Origin of the sequence: Candidatus Tisiphia endosymbiont of Beris chalybata (assembly GCF_964026555.1) — a bacterium.
Classification (GTDB): domain Bacteria; phylum Pseudomonadota; class Alphaproteobacteria; order Rickettsiales; family Rickettsiaceae; genus Tisiphia.
Genome location: NZ_OZ032159.1, coordinates 698,069 through 709,581 on the forward strand (window position 1 = coordinate 698,069; position 11,513 = coordinate 709,581).

Below are 11,513 nucleotides of genomic sequence, written 5' to 3' on the forward strand. Positions count from 1 at the left end.
GCGCTTTTTTGACTTATGCAGGAAGTCTATAGATAAATTACGTATATATAATAGCATAATTTAATAAAGGCACTAACCAATACAACCCGCAAAAATCTTATTTTAACAAAACCAGCAATTAAAGGAATAAATTTACTGCCTAAAGGGAGTATACTCAGGCAAAGGAGGAATATACTGTATTTTGAGAAAAATTGAACAAATAATTGGTAATTATTATACATCCGCACCGTTGCGAAATAAGCAAAAATTCTAGCTAATATTCTACCGAACAAGTAATTTATAGTAATTGCTAATAATGAAGCAATTGTTGCTATAATTAGTATTAATAAATTATTATAATTATTAAAAATAGTAAAAGAATGAACTATTATCTCACTATCTAAGATTATAACTACGTTACCTAATAAGCTATCGGTAAATAGTAATGGATATATTGATTCTTGTTGCATGTTGCTATTAATTTAAAATATATTAAGGTGCATGATAAAAAAACTTGATGTAACAATTATACTGTACTATAATTCCTCCCTTTAAAATCAAATATATAAAATTTTCCTGTGAATAGAATTGCCTCTTTACATAAGCCACTTTTTTTATGGTTCTTTGCTAGCTTATTTTTTGCCTTCCAATTTATATTAAGGCTTTCTGTGGGTATTCTTAGAGAAGAAATTATGCAAAAATTTTCTATTGATACTATAGCATTTGGTACTCTTGCGGGATATTATTACCTGGGTTATGCAGGAATGCAATTACCTATTGGTATAATGTTAGATAAATTTAATTTCAGAATTGTTACTTTTTTATCTATTCTACTTACTTCACTGGGGACTTTAGCTTTTATTAATAGTGCTAGTTTTAATTATTTATTAATTAGTAGATTAATGATTGGGGCTGGTTCTGCTGTAGGTTTTTTATCAGTAGCTAAAATTATTACAGCTTATTTCCCATTAAAATATCAAGCGTTAATGATAGGTTTTTCTTTTACTTTTGGCTTAGTGGGGGCAGTATTTGGGTTGACTCCAATGAAAATCTTATTTACTGCCTTTGGTTATCAAAATACCTTTTATAGTTTATCTGTAGTGGGGCTTGCTATTGGCATAATGATCCTACTAATCAAAGATGTAGGTGATAACCAAGGTAAGTCTACTGTTACTACTACTAATGTTTCTATAGGGAAACTCTTATTTAATCCTACCATCATATTGATTGGGATCGCCGGTGGATTAATGGTAGGAGCATTAGAAGGATTTGCAGATCTATGGGCTATCCCCTTCTTTAAACAAATTTATAGTATGGATGACATAGAAAGCAGCTTAGCCACCTCCTTTGTATATACTGGCATGTGTTTTGGCGGACCAATACTTGCGATGATATCAAATTTAGTCAAATCATCTAATTTAGTCATAATAATGAGCGGGTTAATGATGATAATTATTTTTATTATTTTATTATATGCCCCTTCATTAGGATTTTATACTACATGCTTACTCATGTTGCTATTAGGGATATTTTGTTGCTATCAAGTACTTATTTTCAGCGTTGTTAGCAGATTAGTTAGTATCCAATCTGCAGGTCTTGCAATTGCTATAGCTAACTGTATAAATATGGTATTTGGATATTTTTTCCATAAACTTATGAGCCATGCAATAACCTACCAATGGGATGGTAGCATAGACGAGGCAGGACTAGCTATTTATAGCCGTTATGATTTTACTGCCGCAATTTCTACTATACCTGTTTGTTGTTTTATTGGGATCTTAATATTTTTATATTTATTCTCCAAAGTTAAAGTCAATAGCTCTAAAAATACTAGCTTATAGAACAGCCCCCCTTTGGAACTTGTATCAAGCGGATAATTTGCAGGGCAATCTAGGCTAAAATCCTTATATACTGTTCGTAATAAAGAAGGTAGGCAGCCTGAAGGCCAAACTTCAAGAAGCGCTAGGGATGTGCAAGCCGAGCCGCACACCGTGTAGGATTCTGTGAGCAAAAATTCCTATCGAATCTACTATTACATAGAACCCTTCACAGAGCCTAGATCTGCATTAAAAATTTACTGAATATTTAAAATACCTCTTTGTTTTCAACTTTTAGCTGGTGTATGCTTAAGATTTTAAATTTAAACTTAAGAGGGTTATGCAAATTGTTTTATCTAATAACATTGAAAACTTAGGAAGCTGGTCCAAGCAAGATCATATTAATATTAAATTGCTCAACGTTTTTGAATTAATGGCGGTTTTAAACAATGTTTATATCTCTGTAGTCAATACTCAGACAGCTTATCCTCCCAAAATAACTTTTAGCGAATTTTGTATAATTAACTGCTTGACCGAAACAATTTCTAATAAACTAGCTAATAAATTATTTAAAACTTATACCCACAATGAATCCCTGCGGGAAATAATAAAAAAAATAAGCTTAGTACCTAAATGGGACCCCGTTGGCGATCCTTCTGTTGAACCTACGACAAATTGTTCAACATGTCTTAACAATCATGATAATCTTTTTACTTATATAAAGAAAAATTTTTTTGCTAATAAACTTTTTATTGAAATTACCGGATATTGCAGTAATTTATTAATAAAACGTGGTCAAATTTTGGAATTGCCACAAATTATAGGAGAGATAGATGTTTTTTATAGCCCCCATCTAAATATTTATCTCAATACATTTATCTCATTAACGACTCCTTTACAAAAGGTCATTGTTGATGAAGACTTATATAAATTGTTATGTTGTCATTCTATATTATTTGAAAATATATCTCATGATAATTCTTTCGAAGCAAAAGCCATATTAGCTCATACTACGCAAGTTTGTGGTACTTGTTTAGCGCTAATAACAGAATACCAAAGAGATAGTGATACGCAAAAATATATTGATAGCAAGTTAATAAATATTATAAAATATAGCTATATAGTGAATAGTTTAAAATTTATAACTTCTGACGCCATAAAGCCATTACTTAATTCCTGGTATAAAGAATTAAAAACTTTTTTATACTTCTGCCCAGGGGAAGAATTTTATAATGATCTTAAAAACCTCGATAAATCTATTATAACTTTAACTCCAGCAATAAAACTAACAGAAGAGCGAATAGATATAACAATAAATAGCCTCTTCTTAACAATAGATCATCTAACGCAAGAAGAACAAATAGAGGGGAGGAGTAACGTAATAGGGGATAACAATCAGGAGGAAGAAATATAAACTTTTATCTTGCAATTTCTATTAAGTAGACCTCTTGCATAACCTAAAGATAATTGAAGAATTTTTAGGAGAAACGAAGTCGAGTACCGCAGCGTACATAGACGTACGTGAGGAACAGAGAGGAGTTTCGACGACAAAATTACCAATTAGATTAGGTTATGCAAGAGGTCTAATATGTCTTTCTTACTATATTTAGGGGGTCTACCTCCATAGTACCCTACGATTTTGGGTTGGAGGGTTGATTTAGGGAGGGAAGAAGTAGTATAAGGTTGATATTTTTTGAGAAACTATGCACCAAATACTACTTCAAGAATTGATTTTATATATAGACGGAAATAAATCAAGATTAAAATGTTTGTCTGGGATGATAATCAGTTTAATAACTGGAGGTTCTATCGACCCAAAGGGTTTAGCGCTTGGTATTTCAGGTGATGCTAAAGCATCGTCAAAAATCCATAGGATTTATCGATTGTTAAAAGAATTTACTTTTGATTATATGAAGGTTGCATCATTACTGTTAAGCTTGTTCGGTGTAGGAAATTATGTTGTAGCAATGGATCGAACAAATTGGAAATTTGGTAAAACAGATATTAATATTTTGTTTTTAGTAATTGTAATTGGTAAGATATCAGTGCCAATATATTGGCATTCTTTATCGCATGGTGGAGCTTGTTCTAAAGAATTTATGGAAGAATTTTTGCAGAAGTTTATTGACAATTTTGGGGTTGAAAAAATAAAATATTTACTTGCTGATCGAGAATTTATGAATAAAGAATGGTTAAATTTCTTAATAGATAATCATATAAGATTTGCTATTCCCCTAAGAACGGATCACCAAATTCGTCTTGAGAAAGGTTTAAAAACTTTAACGATTGGAAAAATAGACCTCTTGCATAACCTAATCTAATTGGTAATTTTGTCGTCGAAACTCCTCTCTGAGTAGAGAGGTTTAACCAAATGGAGCGGTGGGTAGAAGAGGGATTAGATTCTATTGATTTAGGAGATGCGAGGTTAAATGAGCGTTCTAAGGAGATACTGGGAGCATTTTTTGGTAAGCATAGTGCCTAGCATTAATAGTAGTTTTAAGGGCTGGCCGGAAGTAAAGGCCGCTTACAGATTTTTTGATAATGACAATGTTAGTAGTGATCAAATATTACACCCTCATTATCAAGCAAGCGTTAGAAGGATAGAAAAAGAAGAGATAATTTTATGTGTACAAGATACTACGATTTTAAATTATAGTCATCGCAAGCAGCTGGTCTTGGTCATATATATAATACCAAAGATCAAGGATTGTTATTACATCCTACTATTGCTTTTAACAAGAGCGGGGTTTGTCTTGGCGTGCTTGATAATAAAAGCTTTATTAGAGATGAATTACAGGGGAAGAAAGCAAGGAGCATAGCTAAAGCTATAGAAGAGAAAGAGTCCATAAGATGGATAGAGAGTTATAGATTAACTAATAAAATAGCTGGGAACTATAAGGATAAATTATTCATCAATATAGCTGATAGGGAGGGAGATTTTTATGAGTTTTTAAGTGAATATAAATTAGGGGAATCTGCTGCCCATATTATTGTTAGAGCTAAAAGTGACAGGTTATTAAGCGGGAATGAGCCTGATGAGACAAGGAAATTATTTGGTTATTTAAGACAGCAAAGAGCAAGCTCTAAGGTTATATTTCAGCTCTGTGCAATAGATAAAAAAAGAAAAGACAGAACGGTAGTCCAAACTATTAAATTTTGTAGAATAAAGCTGGATCCCCCGCGTAAAGTCAAGAAGCTCAATGAGCTAGGGTTCCTAGAAATTAATGCCATATTATGCACAGAAGAAAACCCACCTCAAGGTGAGATGCCGGTGGAATGGCTGCTATTTACTACGCTTGATATAGATAAGGATTCTACGGTATTAGAGATAGTAAAATATTACCAGTTAAGATGGCAAATTGAGATATATTTTAAGATATTAAAAAGTGGTTGTAAGATAGAAGAATTACAGCTAGAGAATATCGCTCGGCTAAAGAATGCCATATCAATAGACCTCTTGCATAACCTAATCTAATTGGTAATTTTGTCGTCGAAACTCCTCTCTGTTCCTCACGTACGTCTATGTATAGCTTAGGGTACTATGATACATACACGATAGTACGCGGGAAGCTTAGTAGTCATGCTTGCTTGAAGATAAACACCCTGTACGCACCTTAATGAACTATACTATACGCTGCGGTACTCGACTTCGTTTCTCCTAAAAATTCTTCAATTATCTTTAGGTTATGCAAGAGGTCTATTTAATTATTAACAATAAAGGAGAGATAATGGCAGTTAAAATTACTAAAGGAAATAGAAGTGATATCTCTACTGTTTTGTCTATGACTCAAGGGTTAGAAGGTAAATTATTTGGTGATAAGGCTTATATATCAAAGGAGATATTTAACAAACTTTTTGCTAAAAGCTTACGTTTATTTACCAGTATTCGCAAAGATATGACAAAACATTTACTTGGAATAGAAGATAAAGTACCGTTAAAGAACAGAGCTCTAATTGAGTCAGTATTTAATGTACTCAAAAATTGCATGAATCTAGAGCATTCAAGAAATAGATCACCTGTTAATTTTCTAATCCATATTTTGGCTTGTGTGGTAGGATATGCTATTAAAAAACTTAGCTTGAAATTAGTTACTTCTGCTAATCCTCCTTTGTTCTTATCCTAAACTCACATATGATAAAATAAAAAAAACAATAGACCTCTTGCATAACCTAAAGATAATTGAAGAATTTTTAGGAGAAACGAAGTCGAGTACCGCAGCGTACATAGACGTACGTGAGGAACAGAGAGGAGTTTCGACGACAAAATCACCACTAGATCTCCTTATGCAGGAAGTCTAATACTTTTATAGCGAATTCTCAGGGCATTTAAGGAGTATATTCTTGCTCAACGTTACTATCTAACCACAGAACTTTTATAGTATGAGGTTTAATTGAGTGATACATTTGATCAGAGAAGTTAGCAGTAAGTTTTATTTTATTACCAAAAATAGTTTGTTGTACTTGTCGGTTATCATCTAACCATCTAAATTCTGCTATTATACTATAGTCGGGTTCTACCCCTGCTAGTGATATTTCTGATGAGCAAGTATCATAATATATACTGTCTAGAGCTTCATTATTATTTCTAGAGTCACTATGATATTCAAGTTCTGGGCAATGTCGCTCATCGTCCGCTGGAACTCCAAGAACACTGTCATGTTCTTCTTGAGGATCAATATTACTATATTCTCGTAATATTTCTTCACCTCGTTCTTTTATCTTTTGAAGCGTAGTAACTTTTTCTTCTAATTTTTCTCTTTTATTTATAATTGCTGTCTCTGTATTCCACGCGCCTTTATACCACAAACTACCCTGATAACTTTTTAAGTGGTTATCAATATATTGATCTATATCTGTAAGTTTTTGCGCTTCCTCAACAAGAGCAGGAGAAAATTCTTCTTCTAATTTATTAAGTACAATTTGATTTAGGCTAGGTACTTCCATTGAACGACATAGGTCTGAAGTATAATGTTCAGTATCACCTTTAATGTTACGTAGAACATACGTCGCTTGTAGATAGTTTTGTATGACAGTCTTTGAACCTTCAATAAAATTACCATTTACTTGCAGTAGTTTAGGCGTCCATGTCAGTGGATTTGATATAAATTCAGGATGAAAACCTTGAATATATTTGTATTGTCTTAGACAATCGAGACCTTGTTGATTTGTGAGAGTATAATATGTAAAACCTTCTATCTCTGAGGTAGTTAAATACACCGTTTCTGATGCTTCTTTAAGCATACCAGAATAATATTTAATTTTTTGATGAGTCTCGTATATTCCTTTAACTCCAGTAAATAGGCCTATACCAGCTGTGATGTATCCAATTATTTGCGTTAGAGGAGCGAATGTCCCACCAGTTACGACACTACCCACCCCTACCCCAGTAGAAGATGCGGATAAACATTTATAATAATAACTATAACGTTCAGCCTCTTGTAATTTACTTTTATAAGTTATTGGTTCCGCTTCCTCGACCAGTTTAGAAGCTATTGGCAGCGCGGTCAACCCCAACCATATTTGTGTTCCTGTAATGTCACACATTTTCGCCCAGGCTGATTTTGCAGCCCATCCGGTTGTAGGAGCCGCTGTTCCGGTAGCTCCTAGTCTCAGTAGCGTTTGTATTCCAAACATTTTATCCCTTTATCTATTAACGTTTATTATAATATATAATAATTTTGAAGGCATTATAGTAAAATACAGAATGCTAGTCAAGCAATATCTTAATATTTTTCTTAAATTATTAATCTTTACTTAATAATTGCTTTAGGTTACTATGTTTACTATTTTTTTTGGGATGATAATAATATTCTTTGGAGGATTATTTTCTAAGTATTTTTTTAATGGCTCTAGCTGTAAGGTAACATTCTTAATTTCGTCTTCAGTAGTTAAATTATGAAATTCATGAGTAGCCCTTAATTTACCATTAATTTGGATGGCCATTATATAAAATTCTTCTTCTAAAAATGCCTCATCAAATGAAGGCCAAGCTGTTTGATATAACCTTTCTTTATTCCCTAATTTTTGCCAAATTTCTTCAGTGATATGGGGGATAAATGGGTTGAATAACCTAATTAAGATAACAAAACCTTCTTTAACATTCCTAATATCCTTTTTCGTTTCTCTAGCATATTCCTCTGATAACGCATTAAATAATTCACGTAATCTTGCTATAGCTTTATTTAATTTAAACTCCCTAATTTCTTCAGTAACATATTTAATAGTGGCATGAGTAAGCTTTAGTAATTTACTTGACTTAATTTCTGGTAAACAACTCGAGTAATTCTGTGCATGAACCATCGCTTCTGCCATACCAACGAGCTTATTTAAAAAGCGGCTACATCCTTCAAGACCAGTAGCGGAGCATTCACAATCCTTTTCCGGAGGGCTATCTGATAAGACAAATAATCTTACAGAGTCCGCAGAGTGGTTTGCTAATATTGTTTCTAAATCTACTACATTCTTTTTAGATTTACTCATTTTTTCTACGCGGCCTTGAAAGACTTCCTTGCCCGTTTTTTTATGTATCAGCTTATCTGAATGCTTTACTATTTCGTCAGGATAAAACCAGTTATTTTCAGCATCCCTATAAGTAGCATGGAGGACCATACCTTGAGTTAATAAACTGGTAAAAGGTTCACGAACGCTAAGATGACCTTGTTCCTGCATGATTTTAGTGAAGAACCTTGCGTATAGAAGGTGCATTACCGCATGCTCTACCCCTCCAATATACTGATCGACCGGCAACCAATAATCACAAGAATTTTTATTAGTTATATTAGGAGCAGAGTTGTCACAATAGCGGGTAAAATACCAGGAAGACTCAAAAAAAGTATCAAATGTATCAGTTTCACGAAGGGCCGCTTTTTGGCAGGTGGGACAAATAGTATGTTTCCAAGTAGGGTGTAAATCAAGTGGGTTACCCTGCCCCCCAAATTTAATATCTTCTGGAAGAGTAACGGGTAAATGAGCCGCTGGTACAGGCACAATACCACAAAGCGAACAATATATTATTGGAATAGGGCAGCCCCAAAATCTTTGTCTCGAAACTCCCCAATCTTTCAAGCGATAGTTGGTAATACGCTTGCCTATACTACGGTCTTCAAATTCTTTGATCACTTTTGTTCTAGCCTCTCGAAGATCTAAATTATCCAGAAAATCTGAATTAATCATTATTCCATCACCAGTGTAAGGTAAAAGAGAAGAATCGTACTCCGCTGATAGGGATTGACATGCGTCGTTGCTCAATGCTCGCCTATTATCTATAGGCTTTGCTCCATCGCGCCTAGCGGCAAAATCATTTGAGAGGAGTATATTTGTCCCCATTCCTAAATCAACGTTTTGAGGTAGCACCACTGGTTTGATTGGTAATTGCAGTTTAATAGCTAATTCATGATCCCTTTCATCATGAGCGGGGCAACCAAAAATAGCCCCTGTCCCATAATCCATAAGAACAAAATTGGTTATAATAACCGGTAGCGTAATACTGGGGTTAAAAGGGTGGATAACAGAGAGATTAGTAAACACCCCATCTTTTTCAGCTTTTTCTACTGCGAGATTATTATGTAAATTAGTACATTGTTGGATAAAAGAGAGAATATCATCATTTTTATCTATTAATTGATCAACTATAGGGTGGTTATAAGCTATAGCTAGAAAGCTGGCCCCAAACACTGTCTCTGGTCTTGTGGAAAATACTTCAATAATATGAGGGCTATCTTTGATAGCCCAATTAAAGTTGCTTCCCTCAGATTTGCCTATCCATTTTTCCTGCATAGCTTTCACTGAATCAGGCCAATGGGTCAGTTTTGGAATTTCATTTAATAATTCTTCAGCATAGTTAGTAATTTTTAGGAACCATTGCTTTAAGTATCGCTTTTCAATTAAAGCACCAGAACGCCATCCGCGTCCATCAATTACTTGCTCATTCGCTAGAACAGTTTGATCCACAGGATCCCAATTAACTAAGGATTCTTTCTGATAAGCTAATCCCCTTTCATACAACTCTAAAAAGAATTTTTGTTCATGTTTATAATATTCGGGAGCACAAGTAGTGACCTCTCGTGACCAATCATAGGAAAAACCAATTGATTGTAATTGATTTCTCATAGTATCAATATTATTATAAGTCCATTCTTTAGGGTGAGAATTATTATTGATAGCGGCATTTTCTGCTGGCAATCCAAAAGCATCCCACCCCATAGGATGCAGTACGTTATAGCCTTGCGCTTTCATAAAGCGCGCAGTACAATCCCCTATTGAGTAATTCCGTAAATGCCCAACATGAATTTTGCCCGAAGGATAAGGCAACATTTCAAGGACATAATATTTAGGTTTATTACTGTCGTTGATTGTGGCGAAAGCTTTTTCTTCATGCCAAATTTTTTGCCACTTCTTTTCAATATCTTTCATAATTTTCAAAATAAAATTCCAACCTTTAATCGACGATAATTATTAAAGGATTATATTACTCACTTCGCTGAATTGTTTTTTTATTTTATCGTAAACTCACGTACTCAGGTGCTTATATGTACGCAGCAAACGCTCGCCCTTCAAAAGAAAATGATAGTTCTTTAAGTATAAGCAGTATATATCATTATTTTCCTTCAGCACTAATATATAATTCTCGTGCTTTTCGTAGTATTTTATCTTCTATACTAATAGCTAAATTGGAAGCATTAGAATGATCTACCCAATTACCTTTTTTAAGTAGTTGCTCAAACACCCTAACTTGAATGGAATCAGGGCTAATTATATTATCTTTAATAATAATATTGATTTTAAATCGAAAATTTTTATTTTCCTTAGGGCTATACCATTCAGTAATAATAATGCCACCATTTGAATCAGCAGAAGCCATAGGAATAAAATTTAACGCTTCTACTGACGCTTGCCATAAATATTTATTAATTTGATGATCCTTAGACTTTGTGGATTCATTTTTTATTTTACTAGGCCTAAAAGTTAATCCTTCTTCCCCAGCTAAGGACCCCATTTTCTGGAGTTTTCTTTCTTCTTCTGTTTCAGGATAGTCTGTATTTACCGCTACAGCATAGTTATTAAGGAAGAATTGGAGAATTATTATCCCCATAATTTGGCGAAAGTATTTTTGCATAAATTTATTAATTTTTAAAGTTAAATTAGACTTCTTGCATAAGTCAAAGTAGCCCTTCGGAATTTTGAGAAGAAATGGGCCCGCTACTAAAGCGTACTACTAGGTTCTGTGAAGGTTTCTATGTAATGAGTAGATTTATAGGCATTTTTTCTCACAGAACCGCAGTGTACTAACATGTACGTGAGGATTCAAGAACGAAAATAACGATCGATAAGACCATTAGATAAAAACCTTCCCAGAACCTAGTAGTACGCAGGTAGGGTTCCCACATCTTTCTCAGAGAAAATGACCGGCTAGCTAGACTGATGCAGAAGGCTATAATACCATTTCCGAAAACTAATCATCTACGTTCGCCTTACTTCATGATCTCCGCTCCTTGCGTACTAATATGTACGCGTTGGTGCAGGGCCCTCATATTCCTAATGCTAATTTAGTTTGGGAAATGGTATTACTACTTTCCTTACCTATATTGTTATTCTGTTGTTCTTGCATCTTTATAATTCTTTCTAATATTTTATTTATTTAGTTCATGGCTTAATATGATAAAAATATACATAGCTTTTGTCAATGCATTATATCTTATAGGTAGCACACGGCAATTT

General features: G+C 33.7%; 13 protein-coding genes. 9 read left to right on the plus strand and 4 right to left on the minus strand.

The window, feature by feature from the left end:
• Positions 1–26: 26 nt before the first annotated feature.
• Positions 27–449, minus strand: coding sequence for a hypothetical protein (locus tag AAGD44_RS03380; RefSeq protein ID WP_341764557.1), 423 nt, complete (start codon positions 447–449; stop codon positions 27–29).
• A 108-nt stretch (positions 450–557) separates the two neighbouring features.
• On the opposite strand from AAGD44_RS03380, the gene AAGD44_RS03385 reads away from it, so the two are divergent.
• The 9 genes from AAGD44_RS03385 (at position 558) to AAGD44_RS03420 (ending at position 6,095) form a co-directional block, all read left to right on the plus strand.
• Positions 558–1,820 (plus strand): MFS transporter, encoded by a 1,263-nt coding sequence (locus AAGD44_RS03385; protein WP_341764558.1) that lies wholly within the window; start codon positions 558–560, stop codon positions 1,818–1,820.
• A 316-nt stretch (positions 1,821–2,136) separates the two neighbouring features.
• The gene (locus tag AAGD44_RS03390) at positions 2,137–3,210 is read left to right on the plus strand and encodes a hypothetical protein (protein ID WP_341764559.1); all 1,074 of its coding nucleotides are present in this window, start codon (positions 2,137–2,139) and stop codon (positions 3,208–3,210) included.
• Between the two features lie 34 nt (positions 3,211–3,244).
• Complete coding sequence (locus AAGD44_RS03395; RefSeq protein ID WP_341764560.1) at positions 3,245–3,406, plus strand: palindromic element RPE1 domain-containing protein; 162 nt, start codon at positions 3,245–3,247, stop codon at positions 3,404–3,406.
• Between the two features lie 93 nt (positions 3,407–3,499).
• A complete protein-coding gene (locus AAGD44_RS03400; RefSeq protein WP_341763778.1) occupies positions 3,500–4,117 on the plus strand; it encodes a transposase in 618 nt (205 codons plus the stop codon).
• Between the two features lie 50 nt (positions 4,118–4,167).
• Complete coding sequence (locus AAGD44_RS07805) at positions 4,168–4,278, plus strand: transposase DNA-binding-containing protein (RefSeq protein ID WP_410520997.1); 111 nt, start codon at positions 4,168–4,170, stop codon at positions 4,276–4,278.
• Positions 4,259–4,615, plus strand: a complete 357-nt coding sequence (locus AAGD44_RS03405) for a transposase DNA-binding-containing protein (protein ID WP_341764561.1) — start codon at positions 4,259–4,261, stop codon at positions 4,613–4,615. The genes AAGD44_RS07805 and AAGD44_RS03405 overlap by 20 nt, the downstream gene beginning before the upstream one ends.
• Positions 4,504–5,271, plus strand: coding sequence for an IS4 family transposase (locus AAGD44_RS03410; protein WP_341764562.1), 768 nt, complete (start codon positions 4,504–4,506; stop codon positions 5,269–5,271). The genes AAGD44_RS03405 and AAGD44_RS03410 overlap by 112 nt, the downstream gene beginning before the upstream one ends.
• Before the next feature lie 211 nt (positions 5,272–5,482).
• The gene (locus AAGD44_RS03415; protein ID WP_341764112.1) at positions 5,483–5,920 is read left to right on the plus strand and encodes a transposase; all 438 of its coding nucleotides are present in this window, start codon (positions 5,483–5,485) and stop codon (positions 5,918–5,920) included.
• Positions 5,921–5,957: 37 nt separating this feature from the next.
• A complete protein-coding gene (locus AAGD44_RS03420) occupies positions 5,958–6,095 on the plus strand; it encodes a hypothetical protein (RefSeq protein ID WP_341764563.1) in 138 nt (45 codons plus the stop codon).
• A 27-nt stretch (positions 6,096–6,122) separates the two neighbouring features.
• On the opposite strand, the gene AAGD44_RS03425 is transcribed toward AAGD44_RS03420, so the two are convergent.
• From AAGD44_RS03425 to AAGD44_RS03435, 3 genes are all read right to left on the minus strand, one after another.
• Positions 6,123–7,430, minus strand: coding sequence for a hypothetical protein (locus AAGD44_RS03425; RefSeq protein ID WP_341764564.1), 1,308 nt, complete (start codon positions 7,428–7,430; stop codon positions 6,123–6,125).
• Positions 7,431–7,562: 132 nt separating this feature from the next.
• Positions 7,563–10,208: a leucine--tRNA ligase gene (gene leuS / locus AAGD44_RS03430; protein WP_341764565.1), complete on the minus strand. Its 2,646-nt coding sequence runs from the start codon at positions 10,206–10,208 to the stop codon at positions 7,563–7,565.
• A gap of 184 nt (positions 10,209–10,392) precedes the next feature.
• On the minus strand, positions 10,393–10,887 hold the full coding sequence (locus tag AAGD44_RS03435) for a DUF3576 domain-containing protein (RefSeq protein WP_341764669.1): 495 nt from the start codon (positions 10,885–10,887) through the stop codon (positions 10,393–10,395).
• Positions 10,888–11,513 lie beyond the last annotated feature (626 nt).

Excerpts from the sequence above, each read along its gene's own strand:
- leuS (WP_341764565.1), bottom strand. The coding sequence starts at position 10,208 with ATGAAAGATATTGAAAAGAAGTGGCAAAAAATTTGGCATGAAGAAAAA.
- AAGD44_RS03425 (WP_341764564.1), bottom strand. The coding sequence starts at position 7,430 with ATGTTTGGAATACAAACGCTACTGAGACTAGGAGCTACCGGAACAGCG.
- AAGD44_RS03435 (WP_341764669.1), bottom strand. The coding sequence starts at position 10,887 with ATGGGGATAATAATTCTCCAATTCTTCCTTAATAACTATGCTGTAGCG.
- AAGD44_RS03380 (WP_341764557.1), bottom strand. The coding sequence starts at position 449 with ATGCAACAAGAATCAATATATCCATTACTATTTACCGATAGCTTATTA.
- AAGD44_RS07805 (WP_410520997.1), top strand. The coding sequence starts at position 4,168 with ATGGAGCGGTGGGTAGAAGAGGGATTAGATTCTATTGATTTAGGAGAT.
- AAGD44_RS03415 (WP_341764112.1), top strand. The coding sequence starts at position 5,483 with ATGCAAGAGGTCTATTTAATTATTAACAATAAAGGAGAGATAATGGCA.
- AAGD44_RS03400 (WP_341763778.1), top strand. The coding sequence starts at position 3,500 with ATGCACCAAATACTACTTCAAGAATTGATTTTATATATAGACGGAAAT.
- AAGD44_RS03390 (WP_341764559.1), top strand. The coding sequence starts at position 2,137 with ATGCAAATTGTTTTATCTAATAACATTGAAAACTTAGGAAGCTGGTCC.